The 19,325-nt window shown below is 66.8% G+C and carries 13 protein-coding genes and 1 tRNA gene; 4 read left to right on the top strand and 10 right to left on the bottom strand.

What is annotated here, in order from left to right; translation table 11 throughout:
• Nucleotides 1-20: 20 nt before the first annotated feature.
• The 3 genes from MNQ99_RS06745 to MNQ99_RS06735 form a co-directional block, all read right to left on the bottom strand.
• Nucleotides 21-965: an electron transfer flavoprotein subunit alpha/FixB family protein gene (locus MNQ99_RS06745; protein ID WP_127511326.1), complete on the bottom strand. Its 945-nt coding sequence runs from the start codon at nt 963-965 to the stop codon at nt 21-23.
• A 33-nt stretch (nt 966-998) separates the two neighbouring features.
• The gene (locus MNQ99_RS06740) at nt 999-1,814 is read right to left on the bottom strand and encodes an electron transfer flavoprotein subunit beta/FixA family protein (RefSeq protein ID WP_241914882.1); all 816 of its coding nucleotides are present in this window, start codon (nt 1,812-1,814) and stop codon (nt 999-1,001) included.
• 149 nt (nt 1,815-1,963) lie between these two features.
• Complete coding sequence (locus tag MNQ99_RS06735) at nt 1,964-3,532, bottom strand: S1C family serine protease (protein WP_241914881.1); 1,569 nt, start codon at nt 3,530-3,532, stop codon at nt 1,964-1,966.
• Nucleotides 3,533-3,866: 334 nt separating this feature from the next.
• Between MNQ99_RS06735 and MNQ99_RS06730 the strand changes: the two genes are divergently transcribed.
• Nucleotides 3,867-5,945 (top strand): TPM domain-containing protein, encoded by a 2,079-nt coding sequence (locus MNQ99_RS06730; RefSeq protein WP_241914880.1) that lies wholly within the window; start codon nt 3,867-3,869, stop codon nt 5,943-5,945.
• 75 nt (nt 5,946-6,020) lie between these two features.
• On the top strand, nt 6,021-6,788 hold the full coding sequence (locus MNQ99_RS06725; protein WP_127511323.1) for a PspA/IM30 family protein: 768 nt from the start codon (nt 6,021-6,023) through the stop codon (nt 6,786-6,788).
• Nucleotides 6,789-6,862: 74 nt separating this feature from the next.
• Here the strand turns inward: MNQ99_RS06725 and MNQ99_RS06720 are convergent, their stop codons facing one another.
• The 4 genes from MNQ99_RS06720 to MNQ99_RS06705 all read right to left on the bottom strand — a co-directional run bounded on the left by MNQ99_RS06720 (nt 6,863) and on the right by MNQ99_RS06705 (nt 12,571).
• The gene (locus MNQ99_RS06720; RefSeq protein WP_241914879.1) at nt 6,863-7,978 is read right to left on the bottom strand and encodes a hypothetical protein; all 1,116 of its coding nucleotides are present in this window, start codon (nt 7,976-7,978) and stop codon (nt 6,863-6,865) included.
• A gap of 141 nt (nt 7,979-8,119) precedes the next feature.
• A tRNA-Met gene (locus MNQ99_RS06715) sits at nt 8,120-8,193 on the bottom strand.
• A gap of 45 nt (nt 8,194-8,238) precedes the next feature.
• Nucleotides 8,239-11,241 (bottom strand): UPF0182 family membrane protein, encoded by a 3,003-nt coding sequence (locus MNQ99_RS06710; RefSeq protein WP_422387502.1) that lies wholly within the window; start codon nt 11,239-11,241, stop codon nt 8,239-8,241.
• Nucleotides 11,242-11,437: 196 nt separating this feature from the next.
• Nucleotides 11,438-12,571, bottom strand: coding sequence for a YlbL family protein (locus tag MNQ99_RS06705; protein ID WP_241914878.1), 1,134 nt, complete (start codon nt 12,569-12,571; stop codon nt 11,438-11,440).
• A gap of 273 nt (nt 12,572-12,844) precedes the next feature.
• On the opposite strand from MNQ99_RS06705, the gene MNQ99_RS06700 reads away from it, so the two are divergent.
• On the top strand, nt 12,845-14,278 hold the full coding sequence (locus MNQ99_RS06700) for a zinc-dependent metalloprotease (protein WP_241914877.1): 1,434 nt from the start codon (nt 12,845-12,847) through the stop codon (nt 14,276-14,278).
• Here MNQ99_RS06700 and MNQ99_RS06695 read toward each other — a convergent pair.
• Nucleotides 14,275-14,940, bottom strand: coding sequence for a M48 metallopeptidase family protein (locus MNQ99_RS06695; RefSeq protein WP_241914876.1), 666 nt, complete (start codon nt 14,938-14,940; stop codon nt 14,275-14,277). The two genes, MNQ99_RS06700 and MNQ99_RS06695, sit on opposite strands and share 4 nt — an antisense overlap.
• A gap of 151 nt (nt 14,941-15,091) precedes the next feature.
• Between MNQ99_RS06695 and MNQ99_RS06690 the strand changes: the two genes are divergently transcribed.
• Nucleotides 15,092-16,165, top strand: coding sequence for a TOMM precursor leader peptide-binding protein (locus tag MNQ99_RS06690; protein ID WP_241914875.1), 1,074 nt, complete (start codon nt 15,092-15,094; stop codon nt 16,163-16,165).
• Nucleotides 16,166-16,205: 40 nt separating this feature from the next.
• Here MNQ99_RS06690 and MNQ99_RS06685 read toward each other — a convergent pair whose 3' ends face one another.
• Complete coding sequence (locus tag MNQ99_RS06685) at nt 16,206-18,335, bottom strand: ATP-dependent DNA helicase UvrD2 (RefSeq protein ID WP_241914874.1); 2,130 nt, start codon at nt 18,333-18,335, stop codon at nt 16,206-16,208.
• Nucleotides 18,332-19,279: an NAD(+) diphosphatase gene (nudC, locus tag MNQ99_RS06680; protein WP_241914873.1), complete on the bottom strand. Its 948-nt coding sequence runs from the start codon at nt 19,277-19,279 to the stop codon at nt 18,332-18,334. Before nudC ends, MNQ99_RS06685 begins: the two co-directional genes overlap by 4 nt.
• Nucleotides 19,280-19,325 lie beyond the last annotated feature (46 nt).

The following is a 19,325-nucleotide window of genomic DNA, read 5'->3' as shown; positions in this document are numbered from 1 at the left end:
CTCCGCAGCAGTCACCGCGGCTAGCCCTTCCGCCGACGGATCTCGGCGGCGGCCTGCGGCAAGACTTCAGCCAGGTCACCGACGATGCCGAAGTCTGCAATCTCGAAGACCGGCGAGTCGGCGTCGTTGTTGACCGCCACAATCACCTTGGCCGTCTGCATGCCCGCCTTCTGCTGGATGGCGCCGGAGATGCCGGCCGAGACATACAGCTGCGGCGAGACGGTCTGGCCGGTCTGGCCCACCTGTGCCGAGTGCTCGATCCAGCCGGCGTCGGTGGCGGCCCGTGATGCGCCGACTGCCCCGCCCAGGGCGTCGGCCAGGTCCTCGATCGGCGAGAAGTCTCCGCCGGTGCCGCGGCCGCCGGCCACCACCACCCGCGCCTCGGTCAGGGCCGGCCGGCCACTGGCGGCTTTCTCCGCGCGGTGGGTGATGCGGGCCGCGGGGCCGAAGTCCCCGGCGTCCACCGTCGCCACCTCCGGCACGGCCGCTTCGGCCGCAGGGGCCTCGGCAACGGCGTTGGCCTTCACGGTGATGATCGGCGTGCCCCTGCCGACCTGTGCCTGGACCGTGTAGGCGCCGGCGAGCACGCTCTTGGTCACGGTCAGGTCGGCGGAGACGCCGATCGCGTCGGTAATGACGCCCGAATCCAGCTTGATCCCGGTCCGGGCAGCAATCTCCTTGCCTTCGAACGTGTTCGGCAGCAGCACCGCGGCGGGGTTGGCTTCACGGGCGGCAGCGGCCACGAACGCGGCCTTCGGGGCCACCAGGGCGCCGTCCAGGTCCGCTGACGGCCGGTAGATGGTTCCCACGCCGTAGTCTCCGAGCGTGGTCCGGACGGCGTCGGTGAGGTCTCCGTTGAACGCTGCCACCGGCTCGCCGATGTTGCGCGCCAGCGTGAGCAGTTCCAACTGGCCCTTGTGCAGGGCCTGGCCGGGATGGTCGATAAAGACAAGAACTGTGGGCATGGTGCCGATATCCTTCGCGGTTTCCGTGGCGGACTAAAGCAGGTTTTGGGCGGCCAGGAAGTCAACCAGGCGGATGCCGGCGTCGCCCTCATCGGTAATGATGGTTCCCTGCGATCTCGGCGGCCGCGCCTCGGCCGTCCGGACGGCGGTCCAGGCGCCGGCGGTGCCGACCTCAGCGGCCTGGATGCCCAGGTCCGCCAGCGTCACCGTGGCAACCGACTTTTTCTTGGCCGCGATGATGCCCTTGAAGTTCGGGTAGCGCGGTTCGTTGATCTGGTCGGTGACGGATACCAGCGCCGGAAGTTCGGCTTCCAGGCTGTCGGCGTGGGTGTCGCCGTCGCGGCGGGCACGGACCGTGGTCCCGTCCAGCTCCAGGCTGGCGGCAAAGGTCAGCTGCGGCAGGCGCAGGCGCTCGGCCAGCTGCGCCGGAACCAGCGAGGTTTCGCCGTCGGTGGACGCCATGCCGGTGAGCACCAAGTCAACGTCGCCGAGGCTGCGGATGGCCGCCGCCAGAACCAGCGATGTTCCGGTGGCGTCGGAGCCGGCCAGCGCGTCGTCGTTCACATGCAGGCCTTCGGTGGCGCCGATCTGCAGGGCTTTCTTCACCGCGGTGGCTGCTGCCGCCGGGCCCATGGTCAGCGCAATGACCCGGTTGCCGGCCTTCGGCCCGCCGCGCTCCTCCGCCAACTGCAGGGCGGATTCGATGGCGTATTCGTCCAGTTCGGACAGGATGCTCTCGGACCGGTCCACCGTCGCCGGATCGCCGGTCAGGTGGCGGTCGAACTGCGCGTCCGGTACGTATTTGACCAGCACTACGATGTTCAAGGCTGTGCCTGCTGCTTTTTGCATCCTCGCTGAACTTCCTTCCGCCGTCCACGGCCCGCGCGGGTGTTGCGGGTCGCTGCAAACACCCTAACCTTACCGGGAACGCCACGTCGGTAAACACTTGCGGCCCCGCCGTGAATGGCAGGGCCGCAGGTGCGTCGCAGGAACTGAGGTCAGGCTTGGCCCTCACTGAGGGTCACGTCGGCGGTGCGTGTCTCGCCGCCGCGCAGATAGGTGACCTTGACGGTGCTGCCGGCGGCATGTTCACGGATGGCTGCGGTCAGGGACTGGCTGTCACCGATGACGCGGTTTTCCACGCCGGTGATCACATCGCCCTTCTGCAGCCCGGCCTTCGCCGCTGGCGAATCCTTGACTACCTCGACCACGTCCGCGCCGACCGAGAACTGCGTGTTGCCCGACGAATTGCCGGAGGCCTTGGCGGTGACCGAGACCCCGAGCATGCCGTGACTGGCGGACCCGTCCTTGATCAGTTCCTGGGCAACCCGCTGTGCGTAGTTGCTGGGAATGGCGAAGCCGACGCCGATGCTGCCGCTATCTTCGCTGGAGGACGCGATAGCCACGTTGACGCCGATAATCTCGCCCTTCGTGTTCACCAGTGCACCGCCGGAGTTGCCGTGGTTGATGGCCGCGTCGGTCTGGATCACGTTGATGAAGATGCTGCCTTGGTTTGCCGACTGTTTCTCGCCCGGGAACTGGAAGTTGAACTGGTCGCCCGGGCTGGGCTGGGCGCTGTCACCGGAATTTTCCGGAACGGCCGAGGACGAGACACTGATGGTCCGGCTCAACGTGGACACGATTCCGTCCGTGACGGTGCCCGCCAATCCCAGCGGCGCGCCGATGGCGATGGTGGTGTCGCCGACGTTGAGTTTCCCCGAGTCGCCAAACGTCGCGGGGGTGAGGCCCTCGGCGTCGATCTTGATCACGGCCAAATCCGATAGCGGGTCGGTGCCGACAACCTTGGCCTTGTGCACATTACCGTCGCTGGTGCGTACCTCGACGTCGGGACTGGACGTTTGGCCGCCGAGGGTCACCACATGGGTGTTGGTGAGGATGTGGCCCTCGGTATCCAGGATGATGCCGGACCCGGAACCGCCGGTGTTGCCGCTGGCCACCGATATCGTCACCACGCTCGGGGAGGCTTTGGCCGCAGCTGCGGTGATTTCGTTGACCGAATCGGTGTTGTTCACAATCAGCTGCTTGGCCGGGCTGCCGGTAATCGAGGTGCCGGCTGTACCGTCGGCCAGCGCCTGCGACCCCACTGCCACGCCCCCGCCGGCCAGACCCGCGAGCAGCATGCCAGCAATCAGCGTCCCGGTGCCGAAACGCTTCTTGGCGCTGGTTGCGGTCTGCTGCCCGCCGTAACCGGCAGCTGTTCCGGAGCCGAAGCCGGTTGCGCCCTGGCCGTGACTGCCGTAGCCGCCCTGACCGGATGAAGCGTCCGGCCCGTAGGACGGAGCGGCATACTGGCCAAACGTGCCCGGAGCGTACTGGCCGTACTGGCCGTACTGGAGCGTCGGGGAAGTCAGGGGCTGCGTCTGTTCCTGTGCCGGGACTCCCTGTGCCGGGACCTGCCGGGCGGCATCAGGGGCCGGGGAACCGAACTGCTCCGTGTCGTTGGCAGCGGACCGCTGGTCTCCGGCTGCGAAGGCCGGCGGATTCTGAGGCTGGGGCGGTACTGGCCGCGCGGGCCGCTGCTGCGGGTCCTGATTGTTCTCAGTCATGGCAGGTCCTTTCTTGGTCTGCAGTCCACTATGCACGGCATCGCTGGGATAACGTCGCACGTTTCCTGAAAGGTTTCTGGGAAGAAACCGGATGCGTACGACGGCGGCGTCCGCCCTCAGCGTGGGGCGTTGCCCGGCGGCGGAGCTGCTCAGGGACCGGCCCCCACCGGCGCACCGGCGCCTGCCGCGTTCGCCGCGGGCACAGAGCGTCGGTGGACTGTGTCAAATGCAGGACCATAGAATCACAATGGCGGATCCGCCCCGTTCGGGGACCGGACCATGCTGACGAGCCGGGGCACCACGGCCCCAGTTTGCGTTTGCCGAAGGGACCTTCATGCGTTCACCGTTCAGGCGTCTGGCGGCCATAGCCGGCCTGACAGCAGTCTTCCTTGCGCCGGCAGCGCTGGCGCACGCCGTGCCGCCGGTCGACTTTCCGCCAGGCGAGTTTGTGGTGGACCAGGCCGGTGTGCTGGGCTCCCGGACCGGCGAAGTCGAGGACGCGGTCCGTGAACTGCAGCAGTCTGAAGGTTTGAACGTCTTCATCGTGTACGTCGACGAGTTCACCGACCCGGCCGGCCGCCAACAGTGGTTGAAAGCCACCTCCGAACTCAACTCGATGGGCTCCGTCGATAGTTTACTGGCCGTTGCCGTGGACAGCCGCGAATATGTTTTTGAGTCCGCCCAGGATAATCCCGTCGAGCCCTACGACCAGAACATCGCCCGGTCCATCCGGCCGGCCCTGGGCGCCGAGGAATGGGCGGACGCAGCCCTCGACACGGTGGCTGCCGTCAAGGACGCTGCCACGGGCGGCGACGGATCGGTCAAGTCCAGTGGTGGCGGCGCCTCGCTGGCTCCGGTGCTGCTGATCGGCGGCGTGGTGGTGGCGGGCGGCGGCGCGGCCCTGCTGTATGCCCGGTCCAAGCGGAAGAAGGGCTCCCGCCAGCAGCCGCAGCTCGTGGCCGGCCCCGACGGCCGTCCGATCGATCCGCATGACGCCATGTCCGTCGAAGACCTGCGAAAGAAGGCCGGGAGCCTGCTGGTGGCCGCCGACGATGCGATCAAGTCAAGCGAGCAGGAACTCGGCTTCGCCATGGCGCAGTACGGCGATGAAGCGGTGCAGCCGTTTCGCCAGGACATCACGGCAGCAAAGTCCCACATGATGGAGTCGTTCAAGTTGCAGCAGCAGCTCGACGACCATATTCCAGACACCGAAGAGGAGCAGCGGGCCTGGCTGGGGGACATCATCCGACGCTGTGAAGCGGTGAACGATTCGCTCCAGGCACACAAGGAAGACTTCGACGCACTTCGTGAGCTGGAAAAAACCGCACCGCAGGCCCTCGAGCAGGCACGGGCTGCTGCCCACGAAACCCGCGGCCGGCTGGCCGACGGCACGGCGCGGTTGCAGGAGCTTCGCGCCCGCTACGCCGACAGCGCGCTGCAACAGGTGGCAGACAATATCGACCAGGCCGGGGAGCGGCTGAATTTCGTCGAGAACGCGGCCGACACCGCACAGGCCAAGCTCGACGAAGGAGACCGCAGCGCCGCCGTGATCGCCGTGCGTGCCGCCGAGGAAAGCCTGCACCAAGCCAACATCCTGCTGGAGGCCATCGCCAAGACGGCCAAGGACCTGGACGATGCCCGGAACAGCATGGAACGGACCGTCTCCGATGCTGCGCAGGACATCGCCCAGGCCAAAGCCATGATGGCGTCCGGGCAGCACCCCGAGCTCACCGGTCCGGTGGCGGGGCTGGAGGCAGCACTGTCCTCGGTCCAGCAGCAGGTCGCCGGAAGACGTATCGATCCGATCATGTTGGTGCAACGTCTTGAAGAGGCCATGGCGCCGCTGGATGCTGCGCTCTCCGGAATCCGCGACAGCCAGGACCGCAACCGGCGTGCCCGCGAGTCCCTCCAGCACGCAATCATGTCCGCGCAGGCCCAGATCTCCGGCACGTCCGACTACATTCAGGCGCGCCGCGGCGGCGTGCGCAGCGAGGCACGCACGCGATTGGCCGAGGCCGAACGCAACCTTGACCATGCGCTGGCGATCGCAGACTCCGATCCGGAGCAGGCCCTCAACTACGCCCGGCAGGCCAATGCCCTGGCCCAGCAGGCCAGCCAAATGGCCCAACAGGACGTGGACGGTTTCGGCGGCATGGGCGGCTTCGGCGGCGGCGGGATGTTCGGCGGCCGGGGCGGCGGGTTGGGCGGAGCCATCCTCGGCGGCATCCTGATCGACTCCATCCTGCACGGCGGCCACGGCTCGCACGGCGACGGCGGGTTCTTCGGCGGCGGCGGAGGCGGCGGCGGCGACGTTTTCGGCGGCGGCGGCTTCGGCGGATTTGGCGGCGGCGGCGGTTTCGGCGGCGGCTTCGGCGGGTTCGGCGGCGGAGACGGAGCCGGCGGCAACTTCTAGACCAGACAGGCCGGGCAGCCAACCGGCTGCCCGGAAGGCAAACAGTTCGAGTAACCCAGATCGAAAGGCATCACCGTGGTAAAGCACTCCATTTTCGGCCGCATCGCACAACTGGCCAAGGCGAACATCAACTCACTGATCGATCAGGCCGAGGACCCGCAGAAAATGCTGGACCAGATGGTCCGCGACTACACGAACAACATCGCGGAAGCCGAAAGCGCCGTCGCGCAGACCATCGGCAATCTGCGGATGCTGCAGGACGACTACAATCAGGACCTCGAGAGCGCCAACAGTTGGGGCAACAAGGCGTTGGCTGCCAGCAGGAAGGCCGACGAATACCGTTCCGCCGGACAGGCCTCCGATGCCGAGAAGTTCGACAACCTTGCCAAGGTGGCGATCCAGCGCCAGATTTCCTCAGAGAACGAGGCCAAGGGCGCGGAGCCAACGATCTCGTCACAGACGGAGATCGTCGAAAAGCTCAAGCAGGGCCTCAACCAGATGAAGGGCAAGCTCAATGAGCTGCAGAACAAGCGCGATGAGCTGATCGCCCGCTCCAAGACGGTGCAGGCCCAGACTCAGGTCCACGACGCCATCAAGAGCATCGACGTTCTGGACCCGACCAGCGAAGTCGGCCGCTTCGAGGAAAAGATCCGCCGCGAAGAAGCGAAGGTCCGCGGCCAGGCCGAACTGGCCGCCTCCAGCCTGGACGCCCAGTTCGAAAGCCTGGAAGACCTCGGCGAACAGACCGAGGTGGAGGCACGGCTGGCTGCACTGAAGGCCGGCAGCAGCACGGCGCCGTCGTCGCTCGAGGCTGGCAAGGAAACGACGTCGGAAGCCTACTGACCCGTCACCGACTGAGGCACCTCGAATGGCTCCGGCCGCACCTGGCGAAGGTGCGGCCGGAGCCATTCTCCACGTCAGCGGCGCGGCTTCGCTGACCGGAGGAAGAAGCGGTGGCTTGCGGCAGGCCCTGGCCTGGATGGGACGTCCCGTGCCCGGCGGAGGGCCTTCGGATTGAAATGCCGCGGCCGGTGCTCGTCTGCCTCCAGCCCGGGGCTCTGCTCCCGCGGCGCCGCCTCTCCCCCGTCCTGCCTGAGCAGCGGACGACGGCGGGGACGCCCCGTGGATGCCGGCGTGGGCCGAGCGGCTGCCGAGGCGGCTGGGACCGGGACAGCGGCTGTACCGCGCGGAGACTCTCCTCCGTTGCTGCTTTCTCGCGGCTTGCGCAGCAGGAGCCAGCCGGTCAGCGCCAGGTAGGCGGCCGGGATCAACCACACCGGGACGGCCTGCAGCACGTCCGTCAGCGCCCCGTGGACGCCGTGCGCGGCGTCGATCAGCCGGTCCTCGACCTTGGTTCCTGCGGCGTCCCGCACGGCGAAGAAGGCGTAGTAGGCGGTGCCTAGCCCGGCGAGCAGGAGCAGGTACCCTTGCGCTTTGTCCAGGACGGTTCCGCTGGCGGCCCATCGCCGGCCGGCAGCGGAACCCGGCCAAGCCGCGGCGGCACAGAGAAGGCCGAATCCTGCGAGCAGGCCGAGGAGGTATGCGGCGGTCTCGGCGGCGGCGGCTCCTGCACCGTACCCCAGCTCGCCTTCCATTCTGGTCAGCAGTTCCGGAAGTTGCGGCGCCAACGACGCCAGTCCGGTCACGGCGCCGGCCACGGCGAGGCCGACGAGCCGGATGCGGGATCCACCAGTCGGCGACCCTGCCTGCAAAACGGGCACACGGCCGCCGGCAATCAGGAAGGATGCCAGCAGCACCATCAGCATCCCCGTGCCGGCGGAGACATATGCCAGCGCGCCCGCCGCGGCCGCCGGTCCCCCCGGTACCAACAGCGCCACAGAAAACGAGACAGCGTAGCCGCCGGTCAAAACCAGCGCCGCGGCGGCCGACCAGCGCAAAGCGGCTGACGTTGAGATGTCGGAGGCCCGGGCAGCGACCATCGCGAGCCAGACCGGCAAAAACAGCAGACTGCATGGATTGAATAGAGCTGCTACTCCGGCGGCCACTGCATAGCTGGGCACTGATTCAAGCATGGGACAAACAGCGATCTTTCCGGGGAAAATCGGGAACGGGTGAAACCATTCTAACCGCCTCGTGTTCCGCGCTCAGGGATTGCTCCCCGGGCACGCAAAAGCCCCGTCCGATGTGACATCGGACGGGGCCTCTACTTTTCGTTGCGGGGAGAGGATTTGAACCTCTGACCTCTGGGTTATGAGCCCAGCGAGCTACCGAACTGCTCCACCCCGCGGCGCAGTGAAAACATTACCGGCCGCGGGATGGTGAAGCAAATCGGCTACTGACCCTCGCTTGGCTGCGGGGAAGGCTGCTCGGTTGCCCCGCCCGCGCCGCCGCCCGACGTGGCGCCGGAGATGGCCTCTTCGGCGGCGATCGCATCCTGGAGCGCGGACTGCAGGCGCTTCTGCGCTTCGCCGTAAGCTGCGAAGTCACCCTTGGCCAACGCTGCTTGTCCGTCCTGGATCGCAGTGCGGGCCGTTTGCAGCGCCGTCTGCAGCTTCTCCTCGGAGGTGGTCGTCGTCGGAGCTTCCGGCGTCGCCGGTGTCTCACCGACGTTGCCTTGGTCGCCGGTGGTGGCACCCGAATCGCCTTGGAAGACCTGGTCCAGTGCTTCGGACAGTGTCGGCGCAAAGCCCACCGATTCGCCGAAGCTCACCAGCACGCGGCGCAGGATCGGGTAGGAGGAAGCACCCGAGGACTGGACGTAGACCGGCTGCACGTACAACATGCCGCCGCCAACCGGAAGGCTGAGCAGGTTGCCGTTGATGACTTCGGACGCACCCTGACGCAGCAGGTTCAGCGCCTGCGACACTTCGGTGTCCGAGTTGAACAGGTTCTGTGCCTGGCCCGGGCCGGGAACGGTGATATCCCGCGGCATTTCGAGCAACCGCATGGTGCCGTAGTCTTCCGCCTTCACCCCGTCTTTGCCAGTGCCGGCATCGGCGTTGACGGACAGGAATCCATACAGCACGTTGCGCGCCGGCTGGCCCGGCGGCGTGAACGGAATGAACGGGGTGGTCAAGGAGAACGATGCCTCGTCTTGCTTGGGCATCTTCAGCGACAGGTAGTACGGCGGCTGCTTCACGGACGATCCCTCGCCCAGCGTCGGGTCCGCGGGAACGCTCCACGCGTCGGAGTTCTCGTAGAACTGCCCGACGTCGGTCACGTGATACCGGGTCAGCAACTCACGCTGCACCTTGAAGAGGTCCTCCGGATAACGTACGTGGGCCATCAGGTCCGCAGACATCTCGCTGTACGGCTTGATCGTGGTCGGGAAGACCTTCTCCCAAGCCTTGAGCAGCGGGTCGTGGTCGTCCCAGGCATACAAGTCCACTGACCCGTCGTAGGCGTCGACAGTTGCCTTGACGGAGTTGCGGATGTAGTTGACGTCCTCGGCCGGCAGGGCAACCGTGGCACCTTCCCTGGTGGTCGAATCAATCGTTGCTGATTCCAATTGCTGCGGTGTCGAGTACGGGAAGGCCTTGCTGGTGGTGTACGCGTCGACGATCCACTTCACCCTGCCGTCCACGATCGCCGGATAGGCGTTGCCGTCCACCGTCAGGTAGGGGGCCACCTTCTCGACACGTTCGCGGGGATTGCGGTCGTAGAGAATCTGCGACTCGGAGTTGACGGCGTCGGAAACCATCAGGTCGGTGGACTGGAACTTCAGGGCGTAAACCAAGCGGTTGAACCAGTTGCCGATGCTCGGACCGCCATCGCCGTCGAAAGTGTTCCGGGTGTCTGTTTCGGCGTTGGCGCTCTGCGGCCTGTCGATCTCGATCGGGTTGTTGCCCTTGGGCGCGCCCACGATCGAATAGTTCGGCGACTTTTCGCCGAAATAAATCCTCGGCTCGTAGTTTGAGTCGTTAGCCAGCACACCCTGCGTCGGGATGCCGGAGAGCAGGAAGGAGGGTTTCCCGTCGGGTTCGACCCTGGAACCGGCTGCGGCCACCACACCGTAGCCATGCGTGTAGAGCAGGTGTTCGTTGACCCAGCCGGCCGGCACGCCCGCCGTGTTCAGCTCACGGACGGCAATGACGGTGTCCTGCACTTCGCCGTCGATGTTGTAGCGGTCCACGTTGAGGGTCTTGTCGAACTGGTAGTACTGGCGGAACTGTTCCAGCTGGGCAAACGCGTCGGAGACGAGGTTCGGATCCAGCAGGCGGATGTTCGCCGTGGTCTCCGCATCCGTCCGGAGCGCACCGGCTTCGGCCTCCAAGGTTGCCTTGTAATTGGTGGACTCGATCTTATCCAGCCCATAGGCCAACTGAGTCAGCGCGATATTCCGTTGAATGTAATCGGCTTCGACCTTCTGCTCGTTGGGCTCCACCTGGAAACGCTGCACGATCCACGGGTAAACGCCGCCGGCCAGAATCGCCGTCACGATGAGCATTGCCGTGCCCACGATCGGGAGGCGCCAGCGTCCGGCGAACGCAGAGACGATGAACAGGATGGCCACCAGCACGGCGGCGACGGCCAGGATGGCCTTGGTCGGAATCACCGCATGGACATCCGTGTACAGCGCGCCGGTCCACTTCCCGGCGTCGGACTGGACCGTGGAATAGCGGTCAAGCCAGTAGTTGATGCCCTGCAGGATCAGGAAGAGCGCGGCAAAAACGGCCACGTGGATCTTGGCAGCGGTCGACGCGAAAAACCCCTTGTCCTCCAGCCGGATGCCGCCGTACAGGTAGTGGGTGAGCAGCCCGGCGATGCCGGCGATCAGCACGACGCTGACCAAGTAGCCGTTGATGAAGCCCAGGAACGGCAGCGTGTTCATGTAGAAGCTGTAGTCGAGGCCGAACTGCGGATCGGCCTGGCCGAACTGCTCTTGGTTGAAGAACAGCAGCACGGTCTGCCACGCGGACGCCGCGGCGGTGCCGGCGAACGCGGCGAGAACCAAGGGGATGCCGATCATCAGCAGGCGGCGGACCGGTTCCAACTGCTGCTGGTAGCGGTTCAGATTGTCCTGCAGCGAGCTGTCCGGCGCGTACACCGGGCGCGAACGGTACGCCACCCGGAGGCTGAAGTAGACGGCAAGGCCCATGATCAGGAAAGCAATCAGGAAGATGGCAATCCGGGTGCCGTTTTCTTTGAGGAAGACCTCCAGATAGCCCAGCTGGTTGTACCAGAGGATGTCTGCGTAGATCTGCGAGAAGAAGACGAAGCCGACTACCAGGACCGCCACCACAATCAGGGTGGGTACCAGTGCGGAACGCTTCTTGCCAGGACTGCTGGGCGGTGTTGGCCGGTCGCCGTAGGACCGGTCTTGTCCGAACGTCACTCGTTACCTCGTTATTTGCGTGTTTAGCATCGCGGGCGGACCCGCCGCTTTTGGGGATACTCCCCCTAGGTTCCACGAACGGACGGCTCGGAGGGTTCCTAACCCATTCTGCCTTGTCAGCACCGGCCCGGGCGAACCGCTTCGGCCGTCAGGACGTTACTGTTGCCTGAATGTGACCGCCGGCCGCTGAAACGAATCAGCTGCAGCCAGGCAGGGAGGAGGCGTCCCCGCCCTCGCCGATCAGCGTTACGGCATGGACGGCGTCGTCCAAGGTGGCCACCGAAACCACCTGCAGACCGTCCGGGACATGGCCGGCAACCTCGGCGCAGTTGGCCTCCGGCGCCAGGAAAACGGTAGCTCCGGCTGCTGCTGCACCGACCAGTTTCTGCCGGATTCCGCCAATCGGACCGACGGTTCCCTCGGCGTCGATGGTGCCGGTCCCGGCAAAGTGCTTGCCGCCGGTCATTTCGCCTTCCGTCAGGGTGTCGATGATGCCCAGTGCAAACATCATGCCGGCGCTGGGGCCGCCCACGTTGTCCAGTTGGATCTTCACCTTGAACGGGAAGTCGAAGTCGGTTCCCAGCAGGACGCCCAATTGGTAGTCGCCGTCGCCGTTTTCCTTCGGTGCGACGGCGACGGTTTCCTGCTGGCCGCCGCGCGTAATGCCCAGCTCCACCGGGGCGCCTTCACTGGCATTGAGCTCTTCGCGCAGCACGTCGATGCCGGTGACCGGCCGGCCGTTGACCGTCCGGATGGTGTCCCGCGACTCGAGCTTCCCGGCTGCCGCGGCGTCCGGGGTGAAATCGGCTACCGACAGGGTCTGCGAGTACTTAACATCCAGCTGTGTCAGGGCCGCCGCGATCGAAGACTCCTGCGACGACGCCATCATCGCAGCATTCTGCTGTTGAATGTCGTCCTGCGTCACGTTCGGCGGATAGACCAGATCGGTGGGCGCGACGCTTCGCTGCGGGTCCAGCCAAGCGGCCAGGACCTGAAGCATGTTGACGTGCGAATTGGGTCCGCCCTCTACGTATACCGTCGTGAGGTCCAGTGCGCCGGAAGTCTTATAGGTCTGACGGTCCGGAACCTCGATCAGCGGCGTTCCGGAGACTTCGCCAATGGTGTTGAGCGCCGGGCCGGGGGTCTCGATGACGTATCCCGCCGGCAGCGCCAGTCCTAACGCGCCGGTCACAACCGCCACCGCCGCGGCGGCCGCCATGACCGGCCCCCTGCGGTCCCGGGGACGCGGCGCAACAGGCTGCGGCCCGGCACCCTCGCCGTCCCAACCGTCCATGCCGTGCTCAGCGCCGTTGTTGGTGGACTGTGTCACCTGATGGATTCCTTCTCGCCGCTCGGTTGTACGCAGACGGCACGGCCGCCTGATGGCGCGCACGGCGCCTGCTCTAGCGTACGCCGTCGGCCTGGCATCAGCGGTCCCGGTCCTGCTCGGCCTAGAGCGAACTGCACACGCTCCGGCGCGACAAGGAATCCCGGCTGCCGGTAACGTGTAAGTGACGCAACATCCCGGGCACAGTCCCCCGCTGCCTCCCCGGCAGCCGCTGCGGCTTTGCTCGCTCCAACCCTTCGAGGACCGGTGGTAGTGATGACCCCCAAGCAGCCAGACGACAACGCGCAAGATCCGCTGTCGGAGATGTTCGCCAGGCTCTTCGGCGGTCAGGCAGGGGACGTGGATCCCGCCGCCATGGCCAAGGCCGCAGGACTGCCCTCCGACCCCAATGCCCTGGCCCAGATGTTCCAACAGGTCCAAGCCATGATGAACGCGCCGTCGGAGGGGCCGGTCAACTGGAAGCTGGCCCATGAAAGCGCCCGCAAGGTGGCGGCCTCGGACAGCGACCCGTCGGTTACCTCGCAGCAGACCAAGGCGGTTGACGAAGCGCTCCACTTGGCCGAGATGTGGCTTGATCCCGCCACAACGATTCCGGGCACGGGAGTCATTGGCCGTGCCTGGTCCCGCGCCGAATGGGTCGAAGAAACGTTGCCTACCTGGAAGCGGCTGACGGAGCCCGTCGCCAACAGCATCGCGTTTGCGCTGACCTCCGCCCTCACCGAGCAGGTCCCCGAAGAGATGAAGCAGATGCTTGGCGGGGCGCATTCCATGCTGCAGAACCTGGGCGGGGCGATGTTCGGCATGCAACTGGGGCAGGCCGTCGGAGCCCTGGCCAAGGACGTGGTCAGTTCCAGCGACATCGGCGTTCCGCTGGTGGAGGGAAAGATGGCCCTGCTGCCGGCCAACGTCAAGTCCTTCGGTGAAGGCCTGGACATCCCGGCGCAGGATGTCCTGCTCTTCCTGGCCATCCGCGAGGCGGCCCACACCCGGTTGTTCACGCACGTGCCGTGGCTGTCCGGCTATTTGCTGGGGGCCATCGAAAGTTACGCGCGCGGAATCCACATCGACATGGGCCGGATCGAGGAAGTCGCCCGCAACATCGATCCCAGCAACCCCGAATCCATGCAGCAGGCTCTCTCGCAGGGCGTTTTCATGCCGCAGCGTACTCCGGAGCAGGATGCCGCTCTGATCAAACTGGAAACGGCCCTCGCTTTGGTTGAGGGCTGGGTGGATGAACTTACCGCCAGCGCGGCGGCCAACCTGCCGTCCGCCCCGGCGCTGCGCGAGACGGTCCGGAGGCGCCGTGCCACCGGCGGCCCCTCTGAACACGCGTTTGCGGCCTTGGTCGGCCTGGAACTGCGTCCTCGCCGGTTGCGCGATGCCGCAGCACTGTGGGCGGCGCTGAAGGAAGAACGCGGGATTGAGGGACGCGACGACGTCTGGAACCACCCCGACCTGCTGCCCACGCCCGAGGACCTGGACGATCCGGCCGGCTTCAGCGCCCGACGGAAACTGCTGGACGCCTCCGAGGCCGAAGTCGATGAGGCGCTGCAGAAACTCTTGAGCGGCGGATTCGACGAACAGGCGGGCGATGATAGTCCCCCGGAAAAGGACGAAACACCCGACGGGAACGACAACGGTTCAGCAGAGGGCGGTCCGGACAACTCTGGGAACGGAGACCGCAGCTAGCCATCGCTTTCGTCGGCGCCGTCCACCACATCGTCGTCGTCCTGCAGGCCGCGGCCCATGGCAAAGGCTGCGCCCGAGAGGAAGGCCTTGGCGCGTTCCAGCTGCGGGTAGGGCTGCAGCAGCCGCCAGAAGCGCGGCCCGTGCCCCGCCTCCAGCAGATGCGCTAGCTCGTGCAGGATCACGTAGTCCACCACCCATGTGGGCATCTCTTTGATTTTGTCCGAGATGCGGATGCTGCCCCGGGCCGGTGTGGCCGATCCCCAGCGGTCGTTCTGGTTGGACACCCAGCGGATGCTTGCCGGCACCGCGTCGCCGGCGAGGTACCGCTCCGACAGCTCCGCCGCGCGGCGCGCCAGCTCAGTGTCGGTGGTTGCAGCACGGCCCGCCGGACGGACACTGCGGGTCTCGAGCTTGGCCAGCATCCGCCGCACCCACTCCTGTTCCTGCGCCAGTGAAAAGTGGCCGGGTATGGAGATCACGGCAGCGCCGTCCCGCCATGCGGCAGAGACCGTCCGGCGACGGCGCGCGGAGCGTTTGACCACCACGGGAGCACCGCCGGATGTGGTCAACGGCACGCGCTCCCCTGCGCCGGTCACCAGCGGCACCGGCCGCGAGGGTTCCGCTGATCCGCCGGATTTCTGCATCTGTTCTGCTCGGGACATGCGTTGAGGTTACCGGGTGGTTCGGACTGCCCGCATCCGCCCATGGCGCCTGCCCCGTTTTCTGTGGATAACCATCGGGCACAGGTTACCGCCGTGCCAGCATTGACTATCAGCTCGCTCCCGGTCACGGGCAAACGGCAAGGAGGCGGCCATGGCACAGCTGAAAATCAATCCAGGCCTGCGCATGGTCGAATTCGCAGCGGGCAGTGTGCAGTTCGGTCTAGGGGCCGGCGGACTGGTGCTCGAAGGAACCGGGGAATCGGACCGGCAGTTCCTGCGACGCCTGCGTCAGGGATTCGATTCCTCCGATCTGGAGGCAGTGCGCGCCGGCTGCGGTTTGGAGGCCGAACGGACCATTCTCTTGCTGGAAGCGTTGGCGCCGGTGCTGGTGCCGGATACCGGCGGGGAACGCTTGTCCGGTTTGCGCGCGGACCGGCTGGCACCGGACGCGCGCCACTGGTCCGCGGTCTACTCGGCCGACGGCGAGGGGTCGCTGGCGGCCCGGAGCCGCTGCGTGGTGCAAATCATAGGGCTGGGGCGCACCGGTGCAGCGTTGGCCACGGCCCTGACGGCCGCCGGCGTCGGCACGCTCCTGCTGGAGGATCCAGCCGTGGTGAGCCCGGCGGACGTAGGCTCAGGCGCCTTCCGGATCACCGACATTGGCCTCACTCGAGGACAGGCTGTCCGGCGCGCGGCCCGCCAGATCGACCCTACCGTCGCTTGCCACCTCTTGCCGGGCGCGACCGCGGAACAAGGGGCCGAGGGGATCTTTCCACGCGCGCTCAGCCTGGCCATCTACATCGACCGCGACGTGGCGGACCCTAGGGTTGCAGCTGCGCTGATGAGCCGCGGCCATCCGCACCTGAGCGTTCTGGTCCGTGAACACGACACCTTGATCGGGCCGCTGGTGGTCCCCGGTCAAACAAGCTGTCTCGGTTGTGTGGAACTGCACCGGGCGGATGCCGATCCGACGTGGCCCGAGGTCGTCGCCCGGCTGACCAGCACGCCTGGCAAGCCCTCCGCCCGGGGCCAAGCCGACGAGGTATCGCAGTCGGTAGCGGCCGCCGGTTTGGCGGCCATCCAGGCTCTGTTGTTCCTGGACGGGCGGAACCAACCGGGCAGTTTTTCCGCCGTGCTCAGGCTCGAGAGCGGCGACGGCACCCTAACCCGGCACCCCTATCCGCCGCATCCGGACTGCGGTTGCATGCTGGCCGCGGCGTCCTGACACCGGCCCGCGCCAGGCGGCCTCTAGAGACGGCGATAGCTCAGTTCGCGGCCAAAATCCGCAGCACGTCCTCGCCGTAGCGCTCCAGTTTCGCGGGTCCCACGCCGGCCAGCTTGGACAACTCAGGCAGCGACTGCGGCCTGGCCTCGGCGATCGCCACCAACGTGGCGTCGGTAAAGATCACGAAGGCAGGCATCGACGCATTGCTGGCCGTGTCCTTGCGCCACTCGCGCAGCGCCTCGAACGTCGATTCCTCGTAGGTGGGAGGACAGTTGTGGCACCGGCCGACCTTGCGCTCCGCCCCGCTGCCCAGCAGGGTGCCGCACACCCGGCACACCGCCGGAGCGGCTTGCTTTCGGCGTGCTGGACGCTGGCCGGACACGCTCCGCACCGAGGATGAAGAGGCCGGCCGCAGCCCGTCCAGGAACCGGGACGGCTTGCGGTTGGCTCGGCCGCCCGGAGTCCGTGCCAGCGACCAGGACAGCCCCAGGTGCTGGCGGGCACGGGTGATGCCCACATAGAGCAGGCGGCGTTCTTCGTCCACGGCCTCGTCCGTGTCGGCAAAGGAGATCGGCATCAGTCCCTCGCTCAAGCCGACCAGGAAGACCGCGTCCCATTCCAGGCCCTTGGCCGAGTGCAGCGATGCGAGGGTGACGCCTTGGACCGTGGGAGCGTGCTGCGCAGCCGCGCGTTCATCCAGTTCCGCGACGAACTCCGGCATGGTGAACACTCCGCCGGCTGCCGAACCGCGTACGGCATCCAGCTCCTCGGCCAGCCCCACCAGCGCGGCCAGCGATTCCCAGCGTTCGCGCACGGCGCCGCCGGCCTGCGGCGCTTCGCGGGTATAGCCCAGATTCGCCAGCACATCGCGGACCAGTTGCGGCACGGGCTCCGTTCCCGCGGCGCGGGACGATGCGCGCAACTGCAGGATCGCGTCGCGGACCTCCCGGCGCTGGAAGAACCGCTCCCCACCGCGCAGTTGATAGCCGATACCGGCACTGGCCAGGGCCTGTTCGTAAGCCTGCGACTGACCATTGGTCCGGAAAAGCACGGCAATCTGGGCGGCAGCCACGCCATCGTCGATCAGACCGCGGATTCGGGTGGCCACCTGCGCCGCTTCCGCCTCGTCGTCGGCGCATTCGGTAAAGGTCGGCTCGGGTCCTGCCGGGCGCTGGGCGATCAGTTCCAGCGGCGTCGGCCAACTGTCCCCGCCGCGCGACGATTGCCGGGTGCGGGCGGCCAGCAGAGAGTTGGCCAGCTGCACTACCTGAGGTGAAGAACGGTAGTCCCGCACCAGCTTCACCACATCGGCTCCGGGGAAGCGTTTGGTGAACTCCAGCAGATGGCGTGAGGTCGCGCCGGTGAAGGAGTAGATGGTCTGGCTGGCGTCTCCGACCACGCACAGTTCGTTGCGGTCCCCCAGCCAGAGGTCAAGCATCCGCTGCTGCAGCGGCGAGACGTCCTGGTATTCATCCACCACGAAGTGCCGGTACTGGTCCCGCACGGCGGCGGCGACCTTCGCGTCCTCCTGCAGAATCCCGACGGTGATTAACAGGACATCCTCAAAGTCGATGATGTTCCGGTCCGTCTTGACGTCCTCGTAGGCCTGATACAGCCGCGCCACGGTGGTTTGGTCGTAGCCCGCCGGCGCTGCACGCCCGGCCGCCCGGCGGACGTAACTCTCGGGCGTCAGCATGGAAACCTTGGCCCACTCGATCTCGGCGGCCAGGTCACGGATGGCAGCCCGGTCGGTGGTCAGCCGCAGGCGCCGGGCCGCTTCGGCGATGACGCTGGCCTTGTGGTCCAGCAAACCGGGCAGCGGGCCTCCGACCGCCTGCGGCCAGAAAAACTGCAACTGGCGCAGCGCCGCGGCATGGAACGTGCGGGCCTGCACCCCGCCGACGCCCAGGTCGCGCAGCCGCGTCCGCATTTCGGCGGCCGCCCGTGCGGTGAAAGTCACGGCCAACACGCGCTGCGGCTGATACACCCCGGAGTGCACGCCGTAGGCGATCCGGTGGGTAATTGCCCGCGTCTTGCCGGTGCCCGCCCCCGCCAGGACGCACAGCGGGCCGGCCAGACTGGTGGCCACCTGGCGTTGTTCGTCGTCCAGCCCGGACAGGATCTGCTCTTCGAGGCTGCCTTCCGGACGGGACGCGGCCGATGCGCTCATTGCCCGGCCTGCGGCAGGTCGCCGCCGTACCAGTGCTCGATCAGCGCCCGCGCAATGGAAATGCCGCTGGCGACCTGGACCTCGTCGGCCTCCAGTGCTGCGGCCAGCTCTTCGCGGCTGAACCAGCGCGTCTCTAAAATCTCCACACCGTCCGGCACCGAAACCGCGTCGGTTGCCACGGCCGTGAAGCCAATCATCAAGGACGCCGGGAACGGCCAGGGCTGGGAGCCAAGGTACGTGGGCGAATGCACCACGACGCCGGACTCCTCCTCGATCTCCCGCACCACCGCTGCCTCCAGCGACTCCCCCGGTTCAACGAATCCGGCCAGAGTTGAATAGCGGCTGGCCGGCCACGCACTGTTCCGGCCCAGCAGCAGCCGGTCGTCCTCGTCGATCACCGAGACGATGATCGCCGGGTCGGTGCGCGGGAAATGTTGGCTGTCGTCGGCCGGACAGCGGCGCACCCAGCCGCCTTGCTCGATCTCCGTGCGCTGCCCGCAGCGCGGACAATGGGTGTGCGTCAGGTGCCAATTTGAAATGGCTACGGCTTCCACAAACAGCCCGACATCCTGGGCCGAGAGTTCCCCTGCCACATCGCGCAGGCCCAGCCACTCGCCGTCGTACTCCGCCAATTCCGCGCCTTCAGGCAGCACGGACAGCACAATGTCCGTGCCCACCGGTACATCCGCCCCTTCCACGGCCCGTCCGAGGTAGACGGAGAGGTCGGTCGCGGCCCGTTCGCGGCTCGCGAGCAGCACGATCTTGCCGCCCCGGACCAGCGTTTTGCCGTCGGCGATGAGCATCACATAGGTGGTGTCGCCGCCCCAGATGCCGTCCAGCAGCCCCGGATGGCTGCGCCGTTCGCAGCCGCGGTCCATGGTGGTGCGCGCCAGCATCAACTGGCCCAGCGGCGGAAACCCGGCGGAGGCGGTGCTAAGACTCATGCATCTACCGTACTCACCGCAGGGCCCGGACCGTTATTCGGACCGT

The organism is Arthrobacter sulfonylureivorans, assembly GCF_022637435.1.
Lineage (GTDB): Bacteria > Actinomycetota > Actinomycetes > Actinomycetales > Micrococcaceae > Crystallibacter > Crystallibacter sulfonylureivorans.
This window is presented reverse-complemented; position numbering and strand designations above follow the sequence as displayed.

Excerpts from the sequence above, each read along its gene's own strand:
- MNQ99_RS06745 (WP_127511326.1), bottom strand. The coding sequence starts at position 965 with ATGCCCACAGTTCTTGTCTTTATCGACCATCCCGGCCAGGCCCTGCAC.
- nudC (WP_241914873.1), bottom strand. The coding sequence starts at position 19,279 with ATGAGTCTTAGCACCGCCTCCGCCGGGTTTCCGCCGCTGGGCCAGTTG.
- MNQ99_RS06730 (WP_241914880.1), top strand. The coding sequence starts at position 3,867 with ATGCGTTCACCGTTCAGGCGTCTGGCGGCCATAGCCGGCCTGACAGCA.
- MNQ99_RS06690 (WP_241914875.1), top strand. The coding sequence starts at position 15,092 with ATGGCACAGCTGAAAATCAATCCAGGCCTGCGCATGGTCGAATTCGCA.
- MNQ99_RS06685 (WP_241914874.1), bottom strand. The coding sequence starts at position 18,335 with ATGAGCGCATCGGCCGCGTCCCGTCCGGAAGGCAGCCTCGAAGAGCAG.
- MNQ99_RS06740 (WP_241914882.1), bottom strand. The coding sequence starts at position 1,814 with ATGCAAAAAGCAGCAGGCACAGCCTTGAACATCGTAGTGCTGGTCAAA.
- MNQ99_RS06700 (WP_241914877.1), top strand. The coding sequence starts at position 12,845 with ATGACCCCCAAGCAGCCAGACGACAACGCGCAAGATCCGCTGTCGGAG.
- MNQ99_RS06735 (WP_241914881.1), bottom strand. The coding sequence starts at position 3,532 with ATGACTGAGAACAATCAGGACCCGCAGCAGCGGCCCGCGCGGCCAGTA.
- MNQ99_RS06720 (WP_241914879.1), bottom strand. The coding sequence starts at position 7,978 with ATGCTTGAATCAGTGCCCAGCTATGCAGTGGCCGCCGGAGTAGCAGCT.
- MNQ99_RS06695 (WP_241914876.1), bottom strand. The coding sequence starts at position 14,940 with ATGTCCCGAGCAGAACAGATGCAGAAATCCGGCGGATCAGCGGAACCC.